Origin of the sequence: Shouchella oshimensis (assembly GCF_004375095.1) — a bacterium.
Taxonomy (GTDB): domain Bacteria; phylum Bacillota; class Bacilli; order Bacillales; family Bacillaceae_D; genus Shouchella; species Shouchella oshimensis.
The window spans coordinates 476,537-498,017 of sequence record NZ_SNUX01000001.1; the positions used below are offsets into that span (position 1 = coordinate 476,537).

Here is a 21,481-nt window from a genome sequence, read left to right on the forward strand (position 1 = left end):
AAAAGCCGCCCTTAGGCGGCTTTTTTGCTTAATAGGATTATTCGATTTCAATTAAAAGATCGCCAGTAGAAATGGCTTCACCATCTCTAGCATGAACCTTTGTTACTACTCCATTTTTAGCAGCTTGAACGGTTGTTTCCATTTTCATTGCTTCGGTAATCATAAGATGATCGCCTTTTTTCACTTCATCCCCTTCAGAAACGAGTGCTTTCACAACGGTGCCAGGCATTGATGCACCAATATGATTTACATTGTTTTTCTCAGCCTTAGGTCGCAATACCGCATCTGACTTAATGTCTAAATCCAGAATGTTGACTTCACGAGGTTGACCATTTAACTCAAAGTAAACAATTCTTGTGCCATCTCGCTGTGGGTCAGAAATAGAGATTAATTTTACGATTAACGTTTTTCCTTGTTCAATTTCAATCTCCACTTCTTCTCCGAGGTGTAACCCGTAGAAGAAGGTTGGCGTATCAAGCACAGACACATCCCCAAACCGTTCACTAAACTCTTCATACTCTTTGAATACTTTTGGATACAGCAAATATGATAGAACGTCATGACTGGTCACTTGACGATCAAGCTCTTTAAACAGCTGCTCGCCTACTTCTTTAAAATCAACAGGCGCAAGTGCTGCACCAGGACGTCCTTCAATCGGGGTTTTACCTTTTAGTATAATTCGTTGAAGTTCCTCTGGGAAGCCTTGATATGGTTTACCAAGCTGGCCTTGGAAGAACTCGACTACTGAATCAGGAAAATCTAAGCTTGCCCCTTTTTCATAAAGATCTTCTTCTGTCAGCTCATTTTGTACCATATAAAGAGCCATGTCCCCTACAACTTTAGAAGAAGGTGTTACTTTCACAATGTCACCGAACATGTCGTTTACTGTGCGGTACATTTTCTTCACTTCATTCCATTTCTCATACAATCCTACCGCTTTTGCTTGCTGCTGTAAATTACTGTATTGACCACCAGGCATTTCATGTTCATACACCTCTGTATGTGGTGCATTCATACCGCTTTCAAACCCTCTATAAAACTTACGTGTATCATACCAAAATTGATCCAGCTTCTCATATGTCTCAATATTCATTTTCGGCTGACGATCCGTTCCAGCAAGGGCATAATAAAGGCTGTTTGCACTTGGTTGAGATGTTAAACCTGCCATTGAACTAACAGCAACGTCAACAATGTCCACACCTGCTTCTACTGCACGGGCATATGAGAATACACCGTTACCGCTTGTATCATGCATATGGAGATGAATTGGAATATCAATGGTCGCTTTTAACTCACTAACAAGCTGGTACGCCGCTTCGGGTTTTAACAACCCTGCCATATCTTTAATCGCCAAGATATGAGCACCTGATGCTTCGAGTTCTTTCGCCATCTTTTTATAGTAAGGTAAATCGTATTTAGTTTTATTTTTGTCTAAAATATCTCCTGTGTAGCACACTGCTACTTCTGCTACTTTCCCACTTTCACGAACCGCTTCTATTGCTGGTTTCATTGCTTCAACCCAGTTCAAGCTATCAAAGATACGGAATACGTCAATTCCTGCTTCAGCTGATTTTTGAACAAAATCATATACTACATTATCTGGGTAGCTCGTGTATCCAACTGCATTGGAAGCACGAAGCAACATTTGAAATAAGATGTTTGGCGCTTTGTCCCTTAACACGAGCAGTCGCTCCCAAGGGTTTTCATGTAAGAAGCGCATTGCTACATCAAAAGTAGCACCGCCCCACATTTCAAGTGAGAATAAATCAGGTAAAAGATGAGCAGTTGGCTCTGCTACTTTCTTCAAGTCATGCGTTCGCACACGAGTAGCCAGTAAAGATTGATGTGCATCTCGGAATGTTGTATCGGTTAATAGAACGTCTTTCTGTTCATTGACCCACTTAATCAATCCTTCAGGTCCTTTTTCATCCAATAGCTGCTTGGTTCCTGGCTTCACTTCGTCAAGACGATTATAGGCAGGCAAGACCGGCGCATCAAACAGCGGCTTTTCTCCTTTTTGTAAGCCTGGATACCCGTTCACAACTGTTTCTCCAATAAAAGACAGCATTTTCGTTCCACGGTCTTTAACCTTTGGAAAGACAAATAATTCTGGTGTTTGGTCGATAAAGCCTGTATTGTATTCCCCGTTTAAAAACTTCTTATGGGTCACAACATTCTCTAAAAAGGCTATATTCGTTTTAATGCCGCGGATACGGAATTCACGAAGATTACGTACCATTTTTAACGCAGCATCTTCAAACGTCAATGCCCACGTAGACACTTTTACAAGTAAGGAATCATAGTGCGGACTGATAACTGCACCTTGGAAGCCATTCCCTGCATCTAAACGTACACCAAAACCACCACTAGAACGATACGCATTAATTCGTCCTGTATCTGGCATAAACCCATTAGCTGGATCTTCTGTTGTTACCCGTGATTGAATTGCATACCCGAATAAATGAATATCCTTTTGTGCCGGGATATTGATCTCTTTTTCATGTAATTTATACCCTGCTGTTATCTTTAGCTGAGATTGGACAATATCGATTCCTGTTACCATTTCCGTAATCGTATGCTCAACTTGTACACGAGGATTTACTTCAATGAAATAAAACGCCCCATCGTCCGTCACAAGGAATTCTACCGTTCCCGCGTTCACGTACTGGATGTTTTCCATCAGCTCAACTGCCGCTTGGCAAATATTCGTTCGTACTTCATCCGTTAACGACACACTCGGTGCGATTTCCACTACTTTTTGATGCCGACGCTGTACGGAGCAATCTCTTTCATGTAAATGAACAATATTGCCATACTTGTCCGCTAAGATTTGAACTTCAATATGTTTAGGACGCTCGACAAACTTCTCTACATACACTTCGTCGTTCCCGAAAGCCGATTTAGCTTCTGATTTTGCCCGATCATATGCTTCTTTTAATTCTTCTTCAGCGCGAACAATTCGCATTCCTCGACCACCGCCGCCTAAAGAGGCTTTAATAATAAACGGATACCCATGGTCTGCTGCAAAAGATTTCACTTCATCTAAGTCATTAACCGGTCCATCACTACCAGGAATAACAGGTAAGCCAGCTTTAAGAGCTTGTTCTCTTGCTTGAATCTTGTCACCAAACATCTCTAAGTGTTCCAGCTCTGGACCCACGAATAAAATACCTTCTTCTTTACAACGTCTGGCGAATTCAATATTCTCTGACAAAAAGCCATAGCCTGGATGAATGGCATCAACATCATTTGCTTTAGCGGTCGCAATAATATCTTCAATATCTAAATATGCATCAATTGGCTTTTTTCCTTTACCAACTAAGTACGCTTCATCTGCTTTATAACGATGAAAAGCTCCTGTGTCTTCTTTCGAATAAATGGCAACCGTGCGAATGTTTAATTCTGAACATGCTCGAAAAATACGAATAGCAATCTCTCCACGGTTCGCTACAAGAACTTTCTTAATTGTATGTAATCCATTCATCTCCTTATTCCCTCTCTCCATTTTTTCTCTTTACTTTGACTGATTTCTCTAAATTTCGCAACTAATATGCACAAATTTGATTTCAGAAAAACCGGGCGCATCTGCGTCCCGGTTTTATGTTACTTTAGAGAAGAATCATGAAGTAAAGCTAGTTTTCGTTCTAACTCACTCAAAATTCCCTTCCCTTTTTCTTCTTCAACAAGCCCAAGTCGAATGGCAAAATCAATTTCCCTTGATAAACCAAACATTCTTGTATCTAAAACCTCTTCGTAGAGGGGGCATTGCGGCATTGTCAAGTTTTCAAGCTGAACCTCAATTAGTTGACGGATTTTTTCCGCATCCTCTTGAAGTAAACTATATGCTTTTTCACTTTGGCTTGTCACAGCATGTAACGTCAAATTATCCCCTCCTCGTCTGAGTTCATATCCTACTTCCCATAGTATAGGTGTTTGACGGAAAATGCAATCATTTTCATTGTACGAGATAAGTTTCCAATCGTGACAAATGTCGAATGAAGGCGTATACTTTTCTCTATCGTACATAGTTTTGGAGGGATTCCATGCAAGAATTTGTGTTTTTCATTTCTGGTAAAGTAAAGAAACCACTTACTATCGATCCTACCGTTTGGATTTTTGATGAACGAAAGATTGATTTAACAACATTCTTTGAATCAAATTTGCAGCTAGAAGAAGAAAATGATTTAATTCATTATACTCAAAAGATCTCTCAACAATTTGATAAGGAAATGCTTGAAGGGTCAGAGCCACCTAATCCAAATCGAGATTCGAACCGCATTAAATATAATCGTCAAGAATTAATAAACGGTTCTTTTGGAATGCCTTTACGTTCATTCATTCGTAATGCCGCTCCTTATGAGGATGCACAATCCATTGTCGTTGAAACTACGGAAAATCAACACGTAACACTTCCAATAGAGAAAGCTGATTATTTAATTGCTGCATTCTCGGATAATGGTAAGCCTCTACATAAAGATGGACCTGTACACCTTTATGTAGCTGACGGCGTTAGTCAAACAGCGATTAAACGCGTAAAGCAGCTATCATTCATTTAAAGTAAATCGGCTGCAAGCTGTGCAAGTGCTGAGCGCTCACCTTTTACTAGCTTTATATGACCGCTCAGCGCTTCATTTTTAAACGTCTCTACTGCGTATGTTAAACCATTTGTATATTCATCAAGATACGGATGATCGATTTGTTGAGGATCTCCCATTAATACAACTTTGCTTCGTTCTCCTACACGAGTCAGTATGGTTTTCACTTCATGCTTTGTTAAATTTTGAGCTTCATCAATAATAATGTATTGATCGGGTATGCTTCTTCCTCTAATATACGTTAATGCTTCCACTTGGATAGAGCCAAGGCCAGCAAGAATGCGATCAAGCTCTCCAGGCTTTTTCGTATCAAACAAAAACTCTAGATTATCATAGATTGGTTGCATCCATGGTTTTAACTTCTCTTCTTTTTCTCCGGGTAAATACCCAATGTCTTTTCCTAGAGGCACGATCGGTCTTGCAACAACCAGCTTTTTATAAAGATGCAAATCTTCCGTTTGTAAGAGCCCAGCCGCTAGTGATAGTAACGTTTTGCCTGTACCCGCTTTTCCTACTAATGTGACAAGTGGCAAGTCATTTCGTAACAACAATTCGAAAGCCATTTTCTGCTGTGCATTTCGTGGCTTTATCCCCCATATGTGTTCATGCTCACCAATTAACGGTTTAATTTTTTTACCAAGTAAATCGACTTTACCAATTGCGGAACTAGAAGCTTGTGAATAATCCTTTAAAATGACAAATTGATTCGGATAAAGATGCTCTACCTCTAATTTGTCCACTGCAATTTCACCGTCTTTATAAAAAGCCGTAATCACAGCTTGATTTGTATAGCAATCCTTGTAGCCGCTATATCCTTCGTCACTTTCGATCACCCGATCATTTAGGAAATCTTCCGTTAACAAATCAAACGAATCTGCTTTTACCCGTACAAGAGCATCTTTGCTTACAAGAACGACATCTCGTCCGTTCGCTTTTTCCTTTTCTTCATTTTGTAAATTAAGTGCAACCGCAATAATACGGTTATCATTAGTCATATCTGCAAAGACATGCTTTAAATGTTGGAAGGAACGATGATTTAGTTCAACTCGAACTGTTCCTCCTTCGTGTAGCTTTACTCCTTTATGAAGCTTACCTCCTTCTCTTAATTGGTCAACTATACGAGCAATCATTCGTGCATTTCGACCAACCTCATCCATATTTTTCTTTTTTGAATCCACTTCTTCTAGCACAATTGCCGGAATAATAACCTCATGAGGCTGAAACTGATAGATCGAATAAGGGTCTTGTAACAATACATTCGTATCAAGAACATACATTTTCTTGGCATTAGTCAAAAAAACGCCTCCTAAGTAAGTGCGTTATATATTTGCCTTTCAGTAGAAGCAAGCTTCCTCTCTACTTAATCGTATGAAAAAAGCGCACAACTTAGACGAAGGATTATTGATTATTGTAGGAGTTTCTTTTTGCTCTATTATTCGATACACTAGATGTACCATATGGGTAAAGTGAGGTGTCTGTCTTTAAGACGACAAAATGAAAGTACAATGCGTAATATGCGACTGTATTGAAGATATTGATGACTATAGTGTCATTGCCAAAAAACTCCGTAACCGACCAATTCATACGTACATGTGTAGCAGCTGCCAACAACGGATTGCAAAACGAACAGATGAACGTAAAGCTACCGGCAGTTTCTCCGTTCCACATACACAAAAAGAAGAGAGCGATTGGCCTTAACCAACGCTCCCTCCATTTTCTTCTGATCTCGCTTTTTCTTTTCGGTGCATAAACAAACGAAATCGATAAATACCAAGCACAAGTGCTGAAATGGCTAAAACCGCCATTATTGGTGCCCCAAAGACAAATTCCAAAAACCATAACCCAAAGCTTCCAATGATCAGCATGACATAAACGACAATCATTTTAAGAACAGGTAGTTTTCGCGCAAACCCTAAATTAAAAACAAGAACTGTGAGCAACGTCGTAGCGATAAATGCGACAAAGCCAATCCACGGTTGCTCATAGGTAGCCTGCATAAGCCAAGATAGGTTTTCAACAGGTACCATCTCTTCACCGTTTCGCATAATCCTGCCCCCCTTCGTTCATCTTAAGATTTCGAAGCTAGCTTACGACGTTTTTCTTCTCTTTCACGCTCTGATTTATTTAAAATTTTCTTCCGCAAGCGAATGGATTCAGGCGTCATTTCACAATACTCATCGTCATTTAAATATTCCAATGCTTCTTCAAGAGTTAATATTCTTGGACGTTTCATTGTAACCGTCTGATCTTTCGTTGCTGAACGAACGTTCGTTTGTTGCTTCATTTTTGTAATATTAACCGTTAAATCATTTTCTCGGGTATGCTCTCCGACGATCATACCTTCATAAATTTCTGTACCAGCGTCAAGGAAAATCGTTCCTCGATCTTCAACACCCATAATACCGTATTGAGTTGCTTTCCCTGTTTCCATTGAGACAAGCACACCTTGACGACGACCACCAACGTGACCAGCAACCATTGGCTGATACGAATCAAAGGAATGGTTAATAATACCATATCCGCGTGTTTGTGTTAAAAATTCCGTTGTATAACCGATTAACCCACGAGCAGGAACTAAGAAGTCCAATCGTACTTGTCCTGTTCCAGTGTTTGTCATGTTAACAAGTTCACCTTTACGCTCACCAATTGATTGCATCACCGCACCTTGGTACTCTTCCGGTACATCAATTTGGACACGTTCAACAGGCTCACTTCGAACCCCATCAATGTCCCGAATGATAACTTCTGGTTTAGACACTTGAAGCTCGTACCCTTCACGACGCATATTTTCAATAAGAATGGACAAGTGAAGTTCGCCACGACCAGAAACCACCCATACATCTGGTGAATCTGTGTCTTCAACACGCAAGCTTACATCTGTTTCTAATTCAGATTTAAGACGCTCTTCTAGCTTACGACTCGTCACGAATTTACCTTCTCTTCCTGCAAAAGGCGAGTTATTGACTAAGAAGGTCATTTGCAATGTTGGTTCATCAATTCTAAGGGTAGGAAGAGCATCTTGATGGTCAATCGGACAAACCGTTTCACCAACGTTAATTTCTTCCATTCCAGAGACAGCAATAAGATCGCCAGCTTTTGCTTCCTCAATTTCCACTCGCTTTAACCCGAGGAAACCAAATAATTTGGTTACACGGAAATGTTTAACCGAACCATCAAGTTTCATTAACGCCACTTGTTCGCCGACTTTCATTGTTCCTCTAAAAATTCGTCCAATTCCGATACGACCTACATAGTCGTTGTAGTCTAGTAACGTAATTTGGAATTGAAGTGGCTCATCGCTATTATCAACCGGCGCAGGAATTGACTCGATAATCGTATTAAACAAGTCTTTCATTGAATCCTCTTGTTTATCAGGCGTTAAAGAAGATGTTCCATTAATGGCTGATGCGTACACCACCGGAAAATCAAGCTGATCTTCATCTGCACCTAAATCAATAAATAAGTCAACCACTTCATCTACCACCTCAGCTGCTCTCGCTGCCGGACGGTCAATTTTGTTTACAACGACAATAGGCGTTAACTTTTGCTCAAGCGCTTTTTTCAGAACAAAGCGAGTTTGAGGCATACAGCCTTCATACGCGTCAACGACGAGCAATACACCGTCAACCATTTTCATAATACGCTCAACTTCACCGCCAAAATCAGCGTGACCAGGCGTATCCATAATATTTATGCGCTTATCCGCGTAGTTGATCGCGGTATTCTTTGCTAAAATGGTAATGCCTCGCTCTTTTTCCAAAGCATTTGAATCCATCGCGCGCTCTTGAACAGTTTCGTGCTGCTGGAATGTGCCAGATTGTTTTAACAATTCGTCAACCAAGGTTGTTTTTCCGTGGTCAACGTGAGCGATAATCGCAATATTTCTTATATCTTCACGTACATTCATTCTATTCTCTCCTTTATTTCCTCCATAGAGATGTTCAACTGTCTAAGTATAGCATAAAGTTGTTTCAGTTCCTATTTTATTTCAAAAACAGCTTCCCACGAAAAAATGTTTCCCATTTTGTCACACGTAACCCTTTCCCTCGTAGTGAGAAAGCGGTACACTATTTAATAGTGAATAGAGGGGGTAAGACGATTTTGAATAAAGAAAATGTGATATTCCTAACACTATCCATTATAACGGTATTGTGTATTATGGGGATTGGCGTCGCTGTTGCGGAACGTAGTCTTCTAATTGCTGTTGTCTCAATCGTTGGAATCGTTGTCTCCATGGGACTTGGATTTGGATTAAGAAAAAAAAACGTGAATAGCCAAAATTAAAATGTAAAAAAGGAGAGCCATTAATGGTTCTCCTTTGTTCGTCTTTTTACAATACTGTTGGTCGCTTCTTCCAAAGGACGAATAATAGCACTCACATCCTGATGGCCGTATTTTTCTTTTGCATGAGCGACTTTTTCCGCTCCTACTTTCACAACATCAAGGGGCATATTAAGCTCTTCAGCTAGTCCTAAAGCTAGTTTAATATCTTTATCTAACAAATTAATGGAGAATCTGGCATCGAAGTTCCGATCCAAAATGGCATCAACGGCCCAATCCATACTTTTTGAAAACCCAGCACTTCGCTTAATAACGTCATACGCAATAGCAGGGTCTACTCCTGCTTTTTCAGCCATTACATAACATTCTGCTAATGCCGACTGGTGCACACCTATTAACATATTGTTTAATAGCTTTACAGTTGTTCCACTTCCGACTTGACCTACCCGAATGATATACTCACCAAACGCTGTTAGAACTTGTTGTACCGCTGGAAACACTTCTTCATCGCACCCACACATAATGGTTAATGTACCAGCTTCGGCTCCCATTGGTCCTCCACTAATTGGTGCATCGACGAAGGCCGTTCCCTTCTTAGCGCTTTCTTGATAGCACCACTCGTTTGTAGCAGGATTGACAGTTGAATGGTCAATAATGACTTTGCCTCTTGAAGCACCAGCAAGCAGACCCATTTCCCCATCGTAAACGTCTTTTATTGAATCAGGTGTTGGTAAACAAGTCATTACAACATCAACGGTTTCTATTAATGCTTTAGGCGTTTCTTTTTCGAACGCTCCAAAAGCAAGAGCTGTTTCAATCGGTCCTCTACTTCGACTAACCACATACGTTTCATAACCTGCTTCAACAAGGTGTCTAGCCATCGGTAGCCCCATCGTACCAAGTCCAATAAACCCTACCTTCATTGCGATCCCTCCTGCAACTGCTGAACGACGATTTCATGTAATTGTTTCTTTGCAGCGATTACCGTACCTTTCTCAAGAAATGAAAGATCTTCATTCGTAAATCGAGTCGCTTTACAGCCAGCTTGTTCTAACAGTACCGCCCCACCTGCATAATCCCAAGGTGATAGATTAAAGCTTATATAAGCGTCCATGCGATCAACTGCAACATACGCCATTTCAAGAGCAGCCGAACCGTAGGATCTTGTGCCACGACATTTTTGTGCTAGCTGCACTAATTCCGGTTGATAGGGTCGATCTTCAAGTAGCCAATTTGAATTTACGCCAAGTATAGCTTCGTGAAGCGGCCTCTCTGTTTGTTTCGTCACTTTCTTCTCATTTACAAACAAACCCTCTTCATCATTTGCGTGAAATAACTCCCCTTTCATCACATCGTAAACGATTCCAATCTTGCCTACACCGTTTTCGTATATACCGATCGAAATGGCAAAATTCTGCTTCTGATGCACGAAATTCATCGTCCCGTCAATGGGGTCGACAATCCAAACGATTCCTTCTAAATCCTCAATACCCTCGCTTACCCCTTCTTCTCCAAGAAAACGATGGTCAGGAAACGTACTTGTAATTTGGTTATACAAAAATGCTTCTGTCGATTTATCAACATCGGTTACAAGATCATCAGGATTTGATTTTGTCTTAATTTGAAAGGATCCTTCTAATGCTTCTTTAATGGACTCTCCAGCTTCTATAACCCACTCTTTTGCGTACTGTTCAATTTCTTTCCACGTTGGTTGCATCTTGACCTCCTACATGCTTCATTCCTCTTTATTATCGCACAAACAAATTTGAATACAAAGTTCTGTACCTTCAAAAAAAGAAAAAGTACAAAAATGTACTTTTTCTTTACTATTCTTGAAGACTTAGCCATTCTTGTCTAAATTCATTTAACAATGCTTTACTATGAGTAATCCTGTCACTATCTTCCGCCACTAGTGCATCATATAAGGTCATTAATTGATAATCAATTTCAAGGCGCAAGACGGACAAACGATTTTCAGGTTCAAATGAATGAAAGGACGGAAGAACTTGTTTCATCTGCGACTCTCCTTTTGTACTCAAGGTACATGTTTTTAATTTTCAGATATTATAACATAAAACAGGGGTATCGACTAGTCATTTCTTAAATCTCTGGCAATTGATCTTTCATAAAAAATTCGCTAAGCTTACGGTAAAGAAAAAAAAAGGAGCTTTTTCTCATGACAAAAGTTGGTTTTTCTACTGAAGATTTTAATACATTTACGATAGAAGGGCTAGAACCACGTATGGAGGCTATTCGCTCTTCAATTCAGCCAAAATTTCAGCTTATCGGCGAAGAACTTCGGTTGTATGTAGAATCGTTGCTTAATCAAGATATGCATCTGCACATCGCTCAACATGCAAGACGGACAACAAATCCACCAAAAGATACTTGGTTAGCTATTGCAGCAAACAAACGTGGCTACAAAAAACACCCTCATTTTCAAGTTGGTTTATTTGACGACCATCTCTTTGTATGGCTGGCTTATATTTATGAACTACCAGGTAAACAGGACATTGCAAAGCTCTTTCTTGAAAACGAACACGACATTAAAGAGACTGTTCCCGATTCATATATGGTGTCTCTTGACCATACAAAGAAACAAGCTGAACCATTTCAAACCCTTGATCTTACCGCTTCACTTGAACGCTTTCGAGACGTAAAAAAAGCAGAGTGGCTCGTGGGACGTCATTTCTCTGCTTCTGACCCCCTTGTTCAAGATGGTGAAGCTCTTATGACTGAATTAAAACGCACTGTTCAAACACTCGTTCCTCTGTACAAGCTATCGTACACTGCTCTTCAATAAGGTATTTGTTCATTTAAAGGATAGCATATTAAAGAGGCTGGGACATAACGAAAAGTAGTATTTGAAAAGACGAATAGTCTAAAATATGCTGAGTAGCACCGCTACAGGAGAATCCTTCGCTTTCCGGGGACACGGCCTCAGCCTCCTCCCTGGAAAACCGCCACTCCAGAGTCTTCAGACACGTGCTGATCCCTCAGGAGTCTTCGGATTCTCCTTTCGCTCATGTTCTTATTTAACAAACGACGAACGTTCCTATTTTCAGGAATGTTCGTCATTTTGGTCTGTCTATCTACTTTTGTCCCAGCCTCTTTCTTCAAAGCTAATTCACACTATATTGTTTTCTAAAAAGTTGTTGTCCACTAATTAGCGGAATCATTTAAGCTTGAATCTTGCCCTCTTGCTCATTTGCCTGCTTAACTACTTTGTAGCAGGACAAGTTTAATTGCTCGTCTACATCTTTAAATAATTGTTTCTCTTCTGCTTTTGATGGGACAACATGCTTGAAAGCTCGATAAGCACTTTTAAGCACACTAGCGTCAACACCCTTTTCTTGCGTTTGTGCAATAAGGTCAAAAAACTCCGCTACTACAACAATCTCTTCTTGACTCCACTCATAACGAATTGGAATATTCATTCTTTCTCACCCTTTCAATTTTTAATAGGCAAATCTGCATTCATTTGCTATACTCTTCTTGTTTGCGTAAATCAAAAACGCATACGTGCATAAGAAATGAGGTGTTCGTTTCATGGAACTGAACCAACAAAAAACGCCATTATTCACAGGGCTTAAACAATATGCAAGCAAAAATCCAACGCCATTTCACATTCCAGGTCATAAAAAGGGTCACGGAATGGATCCTTCTTATCGAGAATTTATAGGGGAAAATGCATTGTCAATTGATTTAATTAATATTGCACCTCTAGATGATCTCCATCATCCACATGGCTTTATCCATGAAGCTCAGCAGCTCGCTGCACATGCTTTCGGTGCAGATTATACCTTTTTTTCTGTCCAAGGCACAAGTGGTGCAATTATGACAATGATCATGAGCGTTTGTAAACCAGGTGACAAAATTATTGTTCCCCGTAACGTTCATAAATCCATCATGTCTGCCATTATTTTCTCTGGAGCGCTTCCAATATTCGTTCACCCAGTAATTGATCGAGCTCATGGAATAGCTCATGGCGTGACGACTACATCCATTCAACGGGCAATTGATGCTCACCCGGACGCTAAAGCCGTTCTTGTTATAAATCCAACCTACTATGGGTTTGCATGTGATTTAAAAGAGATTGTCACTATTGCCCATGCCGCAGCGATCCCTGTTCTTGTCGATGAAGCACATGGGGTTCACACTCATTTCTCTAAAGAACTACCCATTAGTGCTATGGAAGCAGGCGCTGATATGGCAGCAACGAGCGTTCATAAACTTGGGGGATCCTTGACACAAAGTTCGGTTTTAAATGTTAAATCTGGACTTGTCTCTGTCGATCATACCACTGCCATTATGAGCATGTTAACGACCACGTCGACATCGTATATTTTGCTTGCCTCACTCGATGCTGCTCGAAAGCATTTAGCAACAGAAGGGGAAAAAGAACTAAAGCGCGTCATAGCTTTAGCTCATTCTGCTCGTAAACAATTAAATGAAATAAATGGACTTCATTGCATTGGGGAAGAGTGTTTAACCTCTTCCGCTACATTCGCCCATGACCCTACTAAGCTGTTCATTTCGTTAAATGAACTTTCAATTAGTGGTTACGAAGCAGAAGTATGGCTAAGAGACCGTTACGGTATTGAGGTAGAACTATCCGATTTATATAATATTCTCTGCATTATTACCCTAGGCGATGATCAATCGAAAATTGATTTATTACTAACAGCTATGACCGAACTTGCTGCGTCATTTCGACAAACAGACAAACAATCCATTTCGTTGTCTGTAAAAGTTCCAGATATTCCAACGCTCGCCATTTCACCACGAGATGCCTTCTATTCACAAACGGAATTTGTTTCATTTGATCAATCAGCTGGGCGCATTATTGCCGAATTTATTATGGTTTATCCACCTGGAATTCCTATACTGAGTCCAGGAGAATTAATTACGCAAGAAAACTTAGAGTACGTAAAAGAAAATATGGAAGCAGGATTGCCTGTACAAGGTCCAGAAGATCAAACCCTTGCTTTTCTAAAGGTCATTAAGGAGCAGTCTGCTATCCAATAAAAAAACAACGTAGCTTTGAGCTACGTTGTTTTTTGTTGGTTTATTTTTGAGACGAAGAAGGTTTTGCGGATTTTGATTCACAATGCGTACAGTTCGATACAGAATAAAGACGGCTCACTTTCTCTCCCTCAAAGTGCCCTAGTGCCTGACTGCAAACTTGACAAATAAATGTTCCCACAATACATCCTCCTCATGAATTGTAATCGCTTACGTCTTTGTACTTCTATAATAGTATGTATTATTATAGTCGTCAAGGGGTAATTAGTGTGACATAATCATTTTAAAATGTTAACATATTTATAGTTTTAATAGCATACAGTTAACGTTTAAGCATTGTGTTGAACAAGGCATACTTTTTCATTTGGTAAGCAGCTTGTCGTTAGACGTTTAACAAAAAACGATCACTACTTAAAAGTAGTGATCGTCTTTATGTTTATTTCAATTGCGCTGGATTAAGAAGTCCATACCCTTTATCACGTAAGCCATTCACTATCTCTTCAAGACCTTCATTTGTCCACTCACGGTCATGCATTAATAGATTACCCCCATTGCCTAGCTCTGGCGCATTTACCATAATATCTGCAATCGATTCTGCCGTCATATAGTTACTGTCCCAATCATACCCATACGTCCAGTTCATTAAGGTCATGCCTTCTTCTTCAACGATCTCTTTTGTAAAATCAGTATTCACCCCAAATGGCGCTCGGAAAAATCTTGGTCGTTCTCCAATGATTTCTTCTATCCGATCATTTAAGCCAACGATTTCTTCTCTTTGCTGCTCTTCTGAAATCTCACCTAGATTCGGGTGGGACATAGTATGGTTGCCAATTTCAAAGCCCATCTCATGAATTTGTACCAATTGCTCCGCTTTTTCATCTGTATTAATAAAATGGCCATTTACAAAGAAAATTGCGGGAGCATCTAACTCTTTCAACGTTTCCGCCATTTCTACTCCATGTTTATCTGGTGCATCATCAATTGTTAACAAAACAACTTCTGGGTCTGCTTCGGTTCCTTCAATCGGTTCAACCGTCCACATAGCTGGATTAATTTCATAATCAATTTCAACTTCTTCTCTCTCAGGCTCCTCATCTAAAGCCTCGTTTTCTTCTTCATCTTCCTGAACGTCATCAACTGTTTCGTTATCTTCTGTTTGTTCAGGTTCATCTGCATCGGTAGTTTCAGATGAGCCTTCCTCATTTGAACCACAAGCTGAAAGTGCCATTAGACTTACAGCAGGTATCAAAAGCCATTTCTTCATTTCATAGACCCCTCTCAACAATATCTTGTCTCATCGTAACATTTTCTTCCTTATTTCGACAGCATAAAAAGGGGAAAGACCAATATTCATCAAATCGTCAAATGCATAAAATAATTTTCTTCTCCTATACTAAAAAGGCGTTTATGACTTGCTGTGGTAGGGTACTAATAATTGTTGTTACAATCGAGGCGACTGGCACATTGAAAAAATGTATGCTATGATTTTGTCTTGCTTAAAAATGAAATTTCTTTGGAAAGGTAGACAATCACTATGAAGCAAACAACGTCCGTATTTTATATTTCAGTCATTGTTGCACTTGCATTCATTTTTTGGGGTGTTGTTTTTCCAGAAAATATGCTAAATGTAACCGAAAGAATTCAAGGATTTATATCAACCGAACTAGGATGGTTTTACTTACTTTCAGCAACCTTCTACGTAGCTGTCGGTATTTATTTAATCGTAAGCCCATTTGGTAGTATTCGCTTAGGGAAGCCTGATGAGAAACCAGAATATACATATTTAACTTGGTTCGCATTTTTATTTACTGCTGGTATGGGAATCGGTCTTGTCTTCTGGGGTTCCGCAGAGCCATTATCTCATTATTTCACACCTGCCTCTGCCGACCCAGCTACACAGCAAGCCGCAGCAGAAGCGATGCGCTATTCTATATTTCACTGGGGAATTCATCCTTGGGCCATATATGCTGTTGTCGCGTTAACACTTGCTTACTTTCAATATCGAAAAGATGAACCGGCACTCTTTAGCTCAACCTTTCGTCCTTTAATTGGACATCGCGTTACTGGTCCAATCGGAAAAACCATTGACGTATTTGTCGTTTTTGCAACGATCTTTGGAACAGCTACATCTTTAGGGTTTGGAGCTGCACAAATTACTGCTGGTCTTATTTATTTATTCCCATCTTTAGAATCGATCAACTACAATTTGTTTCAAATTGTCGTGATTGTCATAGTTACCATTCTCTTCTCCATTTCAGCTATGACCGGTATTGATAAAGGGATTCGCATCTTAAGTAATCTGAATGTACGTCTTGCCATTCTATTGATGGCTTTTGTACTTCTACTTGGACCAACTAGCTATATTATGGGCGTATTTACACAAGGTATTGGAAGCTACGTGCAAAACTTCTTTGGTATGAGCTTCAGTATGGATGTTTATGATCCAGACTCTTCTTGGGTACAAGACTGGACGCTATTTTACTGGGCTTGGTGGATTTCTTGGTCACCATTTGTTGGAGCGTTTATTGCGCGTGTATCTCGTGGACGAACCATTCGCGAATTCGTTATTGGCGTTATAGCCTTGCCTTCACTGTTTGGGGCATTTTGGTTTAGCGTATTCGGCGGCTCAAGCATCTACTTTGAGAATCGTGGTGGCGGTCTCTATGAACAAATGGACGCAGGCGGAACGGAAATGGCTCTATTTGCTTTACTTGAACAATTTCCACTCACCTTCTTCGTTGCGTTAATTACTGTTTTATTGATTGCATCCTTCTTTATTACATCTGCTGACTCAGCAACGGTTGTACTAGGCATGCAAACAACAGGAGGTAATTTAAATCCTCCAAATGCTGTAAAATTAATTTGGGGTCTTATTATTGCTGGTACAGCTGGCGTACTCCTCGTAACAAGTGAAGAAGGTTTAGATGCTTTACAAACAGCATCCATTATCGGGGCGTTTCCATTTGCAATTATTATCATTCTCATGATTGTTTCGCTCTTTAAGGAACTACGAAATGAAAAAGAAACGTTGAACGTGAACCGAGAACGATTACGCCAAGAACGTCTTGCGCTTCGTAATGATCGTGAGCGAGTTAAACGTGAACAGCAGCTATTAAAAAAAGAACGTCGTCGTCTACAAAAAAACAATGAAGAGATGGAATCAAACAAGAAAAAGAAAAACTAACTTTGGAATTTGGAATCGTGGTCGTCTTACAAGATCTTTCTTGATCTGTAAGGCGGCTTTTTTATGTGTTGAACGTAAGCTTTGCCTCCCCTCCTTAACAAAACCGTAAAAAGATTAATAAATGGACGTTTTTTTCCTATAAATGGTGGGTAAAGAGTACAAATGGAAATTATTGATAAAGGAGTCTGTCAGAATGAAGACACATCACCTCTTATTCGTTGTCTTGTTTAGCGCGATCATCCTTGTATTTATTTTGACATCGACTTCTTTTCTAACAACTGGAAAATCCCATTCCATTGGGCATGATGACATCACCCTTATTTTGTTTTCTGATACAGATGAACTATCTAAAGAACGTACTTATTATCATGCTATTCAATATTCACAAGAAAATGAAGCGTTTTCTTTTCAAGAGCTTATTTTTAAAGAATCTACGGATATGCGCCCTATCTCTTATTACAATATTGAACATTTTCCAAGCTTACTTATTTATAAAGGAGAAGAGGAACTACTCCGAATATCAGGAAAGCAAGAATTTGAACAGCTCGTTCTCACTATTACCAACGCCGTGACAAATTAAAAAGATAAGTGTGGGCACTTATCTTTTTAATACAATGGCTTATGCTTTTGAGTCAAACGCATCCCGTAACCCATCACCAATGAAATTAATGGCAAGTACGGTAAACAAGATACACAAACCCGGAGGTAACCATGCTTCCGGATTATTACGCAACAATCGAACGCTCTGCGCTTCAGTTAACATATTTCCCCACGTTGGTGTTGGTTGTGGTATACCAAATCCAATAAAGCTTAAAGCAGATTCAGCTACGATCATTGTGGCCATAATAATGGTAGCACTCACAATAATTGGACCAACCGCATTTGGCAAGAAATGCTTACGAATAATTCGAGCATCGGAACAACCTATGCTTCTAGCACTTAATACGTATTCTTTCTCTCGAATTGACATAAACGTCCCTCGCAAAATACGACAGATTTGCGGCCAAGAAGTAATAGCGATAACCATTATAAAGATTGGGACTGTTGTTCGCTCAAGAATAGCCACGATCGTCATAAACAATAAAATAAACGGGAAAATCAACACAATATCCGTCATACGCATGATAAGAGAATCTACTTTTCCCCCATAATAACCTGCAATTGATCCTAGCGTTCCCCCAATAAGAACAGTAAATAACATCGCAAAAAATCCTACCGTAAGGGAAATTCTTGCTCCATATACTAGTCTAGAAAAATTATCTCGACCTGACCCGTCGGTTCCCAACCAATTCTCGCTATCCGCTCTTGCTTCAATTTTTGTTAATTGTGAAGCAGTTGGATCATGAGTAGCAATGACATCTGCAAAAATAGCAATGACAATCATTATACTTAAAAACACAATGCCTACGATTGCTAATTTATTTTTTCGGAAACGGCGGAAGGCAAGCCTTGTTGGACTCACACTTTTCTCCTCAGTTACATTCGGTAGTGTAGGGGCAATGTCAGGTGTTTCGTTTAATCTCGGTTCCATTCTTCACTCACCTCAATCAAGTCGAATACGTGGGTCAATGACCGCATAAAAAATATCCGCCAATAAATTTCCTATTAAAACAGATAACCCAATGAGTAAATTCACTGCCATAATAACAGGATAATCTCGATTAGACATACCAGACAGGAACAAGGTCCCTATACCAGGATAATTAAATACGGTTTCAACGATAAACGCACCACTTAGCAGCATGCCAATTTCCATTCCAAGCAAAGTGACAATTGGTATCATCGCATTTCGTAACGTATGCTTGTACAAAACAGAATTTGCCCCAATCCCTTTTGCACGTGCTGTACGGATAAAGTCACTTCCCTTTATATCGAGCATTTCCGATCTCATATACCGCATAAAGATTGCCGTACTTGAGAGTCCAAGTGTAACACCAGGTAAGACAAGGTGTTGAATTCGACTAATAAATGCTTCAAAACCTGTTAAACCTGGTGAACCAATCGATCCTTGGGTTGGAAACCATCCAAGTCCAAATGAAAATACATAGATCGCTAATAACCCTGCAAAAAAGTTTGGCGTTGCTAATCCTACAAACGCAAATGAAGTAGCCGCGTAGTCTAATACAGAGTATTTTTTTCTTGCTGAATAAATTCCGATTGGGACCGAGACGATTAAGGTTACAAATAAGGCAAAAGCGCCTAAATAAAACGTATTTCCCAATCGCTGTGAAATTAATTCGCTAACGGAACGCCCTGTGAAATGGGTTGACATCCCTAAATCACCAGTTACCGCTCTTCTTAGCCAATTCCAGTATTGAATATGTATCGGATCATTTAATCCTAATGCAGCTCGCCGTTCCTCAATTACTTCTCGTGGTGTATTGGGATCAATGGCTTCCCCACTTAAAGCATCTCCAGGCGCCAAATAGGCAAACAAGAAAACAATGACAGTAAGAAAAAAAACCATTGGGATAAATTGTATTATGCGCCTTAAAATATATTTGAGCACGTAGGCCACCTCTTTTTAAACCAAAATGAAAGAAAGTTGAAGCAGCTTAGTAAAGCTGCTTCACTCCATAACCTATTCTGAAAGATACCATTCGTGGGTATCGTCTTTAAATGTGAACGGCTTAATAGTTAGGCCTTGAACACGGTTATTAAAAACATGGATTTCACTTTCAGCGTAAAGTGGCACCGTATATGCGTTATCGATATAAAGCTGAGCCCACTCTCCATATTTTTCACGTCTAAATTCTTGATTATCAAATGCTAATTCAGGATCAACCGCTTCTTCTAATAGTTCTTCCTGTGCTTCATCATAGAAACGAGAATAGTTATAGCCTGCTGTTCCACCATTGATTGGCCATGGATCTGGGTCACCTGATGAGAGAGACCAGCCTGCCAAGAACAAATCTAAGTCATTATCATTTTGTTCAATGAGGTCAAAATGTGCTGGCGCTTCACGTGGTGTATTTAAGTTTACTTGAATACCGACCGCTTCTAATTGTTCCTTAATGACTGGCGCTACCTGTTCCCGAACCGGGTTTCCAACTGGATAATCCACATTAATAACAAGATCGTTTCCATCTGGATCTTCTACAAAACCATCACCGTCTACATCTTCGTAGCCAGCATCAGCTAGTTTTTGTTCTGCTAGCTCTGGGTCATATGCTAGCCCTTCAACAGCATCTGGGTTATACGCCCATGAAGCTTCAGGGAACGGCGCATCTAACACTTCACCATGTCCACGTAAAAATCCATCTACAAAGGATTGACGATCAATAGCATGCACAATCGCTTGTCTAAATTCAACATCTTGAAGCTTTTCATTTGGTTCCCAACTATCACGATCCGTTAAACGATCATTCGGTCCATGATTCACTTTAAATCCAAGGTACTGGTAACCAAGTTGTGGTTGTTCTTCAATTGTTAATGAATCGTTTCCTTCAATTGTTGCAACATCAGCTGCCGGGAAGTCTCTTGGAACGTAATCAAGTTCCCCTTGTTCAAGCATTCCAGCTGCTACAGAAGCTGAAACAATATTCCACGTAATAGAGTCTAGTTTAGGTGCACCTAGGTAGTAATCTTCATTAGCTGTTAATACATACTGCTCATTCTCTAAAGCTTCAGTTAATTGGAATGGACCTGTTCCAATAATTTCACCAGGGTTGATAGAAGCACTATGAGAAGCCATATCTCCAACTTCCACATCGGCAAACACATGCTCAGGAAGAATCGCCATCGCTGTATCTGCTAATGCTTTCACGCTAGGTGTATCGAAGATAAATTTAACAGTGTACTCATCAATTTTCTCTACTCCAGGAAACGTATCTGCATCACCACTTACATACTCCTCGTAGCCAGTAAGTGTATTAACGTAGTTTTGTCTAATTCCTCCAGCACCCGCATAATCTGGATCAGCCATAGCGGTAAAGGTAAACACAACGTCATCTGCAGTAAAATCTTCTCCATCATGCCACTTTACATCTTCGCGTAAATAATAGGTCAATTCTGTATTGTCATCGCTAAATTCCCAGTCTTCCGCTAACTCCGGTATAAATTCAAATTCTTCATTTTGCTGTACAAGGCTTTCATGGGTAATGTCTAATATATGAGCATCGTATAAGGACGTATAAAAAATGGGGTTAAATAAGTTATCAGGTGGTGAAAACATGGCTAAATTAACATTTCCACCCTCGACTTCCCCTGCGTCTCCGCCATCGCTTCCCCCGTCATCTGTACCAGTATCTGTATCTCCCCCATTACAAGCGACGAGTGCTGTGGCAAACACAGCTGTTGCTAAAAATGTGTAAAACGGCTTCTTTTTCATTCATCTTCCCCCTATTTTTTCATTCACCTGCTGGTAAGACATTCATATGTAGAAGCCTCACCCCCT

Annotated in this window: 21 protein-coding genes; 7 read left to right on the forward strand and 14 right to left on the reverse strand. The window is 39.9% G+C overall.

Annotation, left to right across the window (positions count from 1 at the left end):
- Window positions 1-37 precede the first annotated feature (37 nt).
- On the reverse strand, window positions 38-3,484 hold the full coding sequence (gene pyc, locus E2L03_RS02445; RefSeq protein WP_134258526.1) for a pyruvate carboxylase: 3,447 nt from the start codon (window positions 3,482-3,484) through the stop codon (window positions 38-40).
- 119 nt (window positions 3,485-3,603) lie between these two features.
- Window positions 3,604-3,882, reverse strand: coding sequence for an Fpa/YlaN family protein (locus E2L03_RS02450; protein WP_035398491.1), 279 nt, complete (start codon window positions 3,880-3,882; stop codon window positions 3,604-3,606).
- Between the two features lie 161 nt (window positions 3,883-4,043).
- On the opposite strand from E2L03_RS02450, the gene E2L03_RS02455 reads away from it, so the two are divergent.
- Window positions 4,044-4,556 (forward strand): hypothetical protein, encoded by a 513-nt coding sequence (locus E2L03_RS02455; protein WP_055735808.1) that lies wholly within the window; start codon window positions 4,044-4,046, stop codon window positions 4,554-4,556.
- Here the strand turns inward: E2L03_RS02455 and E2L03_RS02460 are convergent.
- Window positions 4,553-5,872: a PhoH family protein gene (locus E2L03_RS02460; protein ID WP_038485804.1), complete on the reverse strand. Its 1,320-nt coding sequence runs from the start codon at window positions 5,870-5,872 to the stop codon at window positions 4,553-4,555. The genes E2L03_RS02455 and E2L03_RS02460 overlap by 4 nt on opposite strands.
- A gap of 217 nt (window positions 5,873-6,089) precedes the next feature.
- Between E2L03_RS02460 and E2L03_RS02465 the strand changes: the two genes are divergently transcribed.
- Window positions 6,090-6,293 carry a YlaI family protein gene (locus E2L03_RS02465; protein WP_060703933.1) on the forward strand — a complete coding sequence of 68 codons (204 nt, stop codon included), beginning with the start codon at window positions 6,090-6,092 and terminating at the stop codon, window positions 6,291-6,293.
- Here E2L03_RS02465 and E2L03_RS02470 read toward each other — a convergent pair.
- Window positions 6,290-6,640, reverse strand: coding sequence for a YlaH-like family protein (locus tag E2L03_RS02470; protein ID WP_038481058.1), 351 nt, complete (start codon window positions 6,638-6,640; stop codon window positions 6,290-6,292). The two genes, E2L03_RS02465 and E2L03_RS02470, sit on opposite strands and share 4 nt — an antisense overlap.
- A gap of 23 nt (window positions 6,641-6,663) precedes the next feature.
- Window positions 6,664-8,502 (reverse strand): translational GTPase TypA, encoded by a 1,839-nt coding sequence (gene typA, locus E2L03_RS02475; RefSeq protein WP_038481061.1) that lies wholly within the window; start codon window positions 8,500-8,502, stop codon window positions 6,664-6,666.
- A gap of 194 nt (window positions 8,503-8,696) precedes the next feature.
- Here typA and E2L03_RS02480 point away from each other — a divergent pair, with 194 nt between their 5' ends.
- On the forward strand, window positions 8,697-8,879 hold the full coding sequence (locus E2L03_RS02480) for a DUF5325 family protein (protein ID WP_038481064.1): 183 nt from the start codon (window positions 8,697-8,699) through the stop codon (window positions 8,877-8,879).
- A gap of 20 nt (window positions 8,880-8,899) precedes the next feature.
- Here the strand turns inward: E2L03_RS02480 and E2L03_RS02485 are convergent, their stop codons facing one another.
- The 3 genes from E2L03_RS02485 to E2L03_RS02495 all read right to left on the reverse strand — a co-directional run bounded on the left by E2L03_RS02485 (window position 8,900) and on the right by E2L03_RS02495 (window position 10,891).
- Complete coding sequence (locus E2L03_RS02485; RefSeq protein WP_038481067.1) at window positions 8,900-9,799, reverse strand: NAD(P)-dependent oxidoreductase; 900 nt, start codon at window positions 9,797-9,799, stop codon at window positions 8,900-8,902.
- Window positions 9,796-10,593, reverse strand: coding sequence for an inositol monophosphatase family protein (locus E2L03_RS02490; RefSeq protein WP_134258527.1), 798 nt, complete (start codon window positions 10,591-10,593; stop codon window positions 9,796-9,798). Before E2L03_RS02490 ends, E2L03_RS02485 begins: the two co-directional genes overlap by 4 nt.
- Before the next feature lie 109 nt (window positions 10,594-10,702).
- On the reverse strand, window positions 10,703-10,891 hold the full coding sequence (locus tag E2L03_RS02495; RefSeq protein WP_055735805.1) for a YkzI domain-containing protein: 189 nt from the start codon (window positions 10,889-10,891) through the stop codon (window positions 10,703-10,705).
- 161 nt (window positions 10,892-11,052) lie between these two features.
- Here E2L03_RS02495 and E2L03_RS02500 point away from each other — a divergent pair, with 161 nt between their 5' ends.
- Window positions 11,053-11,679: a DUF1054 domain-containing protein gene (locus E2L03_RS02500; protein WP_134258528.1), complete on the forward strand. Its 627-nt coding sequence runs from the start codon at window positions 11,053-11,055 to the stop codon at window positions 11,677-11,679.
- A gap of 376 nt (window positions 11,680-12,055) precedes the next feature.
- Here E2L03_RS02500 and E2L03_RS02505 read toward each other — a convergent pair whose 3' ends face one another.
- Window positions 12,056-12,313 (reverse strand): UPF0223 family protein, encoded by a 258-nt coding sequence (locus E2L03_RS02505; RefSeq protein WP_038481079.1) that lies wholly within the window; start codon window positions 12,311-12,313, stop codon window positions 12,056-12,058.
- A gap of 118 nt (window positions 12,314-12,431) precedes the next feature.
- On the opposite strand from E2L03_RS02505, the gene E2L03_RS02510 reads away from it, so the two are divergent.
- Window positions 12,432-13,904, forward strand: coding sequence for an aminotransferase class I/II-fold pyridoxal phosphate-dependent enzyme (locus tag E2L03_RS02510; RefSeq protein WP_038485807.1), 1,473 nt, complete (start codon window positions 12,432-12,434; stop codon window positions 13,902-13,904).
- Between the two features lie 40 nt (window positions 13,905-13,944).
- Here the strand turns inward: E2L03_RS02510 and E2L03_RS02515 are convergent, their stop codons facing one another.
- Both E2L03_RS02515 and E2L03_RS02520 read right to left on the reverse strand, forming a co-directional pair.
- Entirely contained in the window at window positions 13,945-14,082 is a 138-nt protein-coding gene (locus E2L03_RS02515; protein WP_124742257.1) for a GapA-binding peptide SR1P, read from the reverse strand.
- Window positions 14,083-14,337: 255 nt separating this feature from the next.
- Window positions 14,338-15,165 carry a polysaccharide deacetylase family protein gene (locus E2L03_RS02520; RefSeq protein ID WP_038481083.1) on the reverse strand — a complete coding sequence of 276 codons (828 nt, stop codon included), beginning with the start codon at window positions 15,163-15,165 and terminating at the stop codon, window positions 14,338-14,340.
- 270 nt (window positions 15,166-15,435) lie between these two features.
- Here E2L03_RS02520 and E2L03_RS02525 point away from each other — a divergent pair, with 270 nt between their 5' ends.
- The gene (locus E2L03_RS02525) at window positions 15,436-17,085 is read left to right on the forward strand and encodes a glycine betaine uptake BCCT transporter (RefSeq protein ID WP_038481086.1); all 1,650 of its coding nucleotides are present in this window, start codon (window positions 15,436-15,438) and stop codon (window positions 17,083-17,085) included.
- Between the two features lie 193 nt (window positions 17,086-17,278).
- Window positions 17,279-17,665 (forward strand): hypothetical protein, encoded by a 387-nt coding sequence (locus E2L03_RS02530; protein ID WP_134258529.1) that lies wholly within the window; start codon window positions 17,279-17,281, stop codon window positions 17,663-17,665.
- Window positions 17,666-17,704: 39 nt separating this feature from the next.
- On the opposite strand, the gene opp4C is transcribed toward E2L03_RS02530, so the two are convergent.
- From opp4C to E2L03_RS02545, 3 genes are all read right to left on the reverse strand, one after another.
- Complete coding sequence (gene opp4C / locus E2L03_RS02535) at window positions 17,705-18,616, reverse strand: oligopeptide ABC transporter permease (protein ID WP_038481091.1); 912 nt, start codon at window positions 18,614-18,616, stop codon at window positions 17,705-17,707.
- 12 nt (window positions 18,617-18,628) lie between these two features.
- The gene (locus tag E2L03_RS02540) at window positions 18,629-19,594 is read right to left on the reverse strand and encodes an ABC transporter permease (RefSeq protein WP_038481094.1); all 966 of its coding nucleotides are present in this window, start codon (window positions 19,592-19,594) and stop codon (window positions 18,629-18,631) included.
- 72 nt (window positions 19,595-19,666) lie between these two features.
- A complete protein-coding gene (locus E2L03_RS02545) occupies window positions 19,667-21,415 on the reverse strand; it encodes a peptide-binding protein (protein WP_038481097.1) in 1,749 nt (582 codons plus the stop codon).
- Window positions 21,416-21,481 lie beyond the last annotated feature (66 nt).

Bases quoted from the DNA above. Each gene is read 5' to 3' on its own strand.
- E2L03_RS02470 (WP_038481058.1), bottom strand. From the start codon at position 6,640: ATGCGAAACGGTGAAGAGATGGTACCTGTTGAAAACCTATCTTGGCTT.
- E2L03_RS02490 (WP_134258527.1), bottom strand. From the start codon at position 10,593: ATGCAACCAACGTGGAAAGAAATTGAACAGTACGCAAAAGAGTGGGTT.
- E2L03_RS02485 (WP_038481067.1), bottom strand. From the start codon at position 9,799: ATGAAGGTAGGGTTTATTGGACTTGGTACGATGGGGCTACCGATGGCT.
- opp4C (WP_038481091.1), bottom strand. From the start codon at position 18,616: ATGGAACCGAGATTAAACGAAACACCTGACATTGCCCCTACACTACCG.
- E2L03_RS02520 (WP_038481083.1), bottom strand. From the start codon at position 15,165: ATGAAGAAATGGCTTTTGATACCTGCTGTAAGTCTAATGGCACTTTCA.
- E2L03_RS02460 (WP_038485804.1), bottom strand. From the start codon at position 5,872: ATGTATGTTCTTGATACGAATGTATTGTTACAAGACCCTTATTCGATC.
- E2L03_RS02465 (WP_060703933.1), top strand. From the start codon at position 6,090: ATGAAAGTACAATGCGTAATATGCGACTGTATTGAAGATATTGATGAC.
- E2L03_RS02500 (WP_134258528.1), top strand. From the start codon at position 11,053: ATGACAAAAGTTGGTTTTTCTACTGAAGATTTTAATACATTTACGATA.
- E2L03_RS02545 (WP_038481097.1), bottom strand. From the start codon at position 21,415: ATGAAAAAGAAGCCGTTTTACACATTTTTAGCAACAGCTGTGTTTGCC.
- typA (WP_038481061.1), bottom strand. From the start codon at position 8,502: ATGAATGTACGTGAAGATATAAGAAATATTGCGATTATCGCTCACGTT.
- pyc (WP_134258526.1), bottom strand. From the start codon at position 3,484: ATGAATGGATTACATACAATTAAGAAAGTTCTTGTAGCGAACCGTGGA.
- E2L03_RS02455 (WP_055735808.1), top strand. From the start codon at position 4,044: ATGCAAGAATTTGTGTTTTTCATTTCTGGTAAAGTAAAGAAACCACTT.
- E2L03_RS02495 (WP_055735805.1), bottom strand. From the start codon at position 10,891: ATGAAACAAGTTCTTCCGTCCTTTCATTCATTTGAACCTGAAAATCGT.
- E2L03_RS02530 (WP_134258529.1), top strand. From the start codon at position 17,279: ATGAAGACACATCACCTCTTATTCGTTGTCTTGTTTAGCGCGATCATC.
- E2L03_RS02525 (WP_038481086.1), top strand. From the start codon at position 15,436: ATGAAGCAAACAACGTCCGTATTTTATATTTCAGTCATTGTTGCACTT.
- E2L03_RS02505 (WP_038481079.1), bottom strand. From the start codon at position 12,313: ATGAATATTCCAATTCGTTATGAGTGGAGTCAAGAAGAGATTGTTGTA.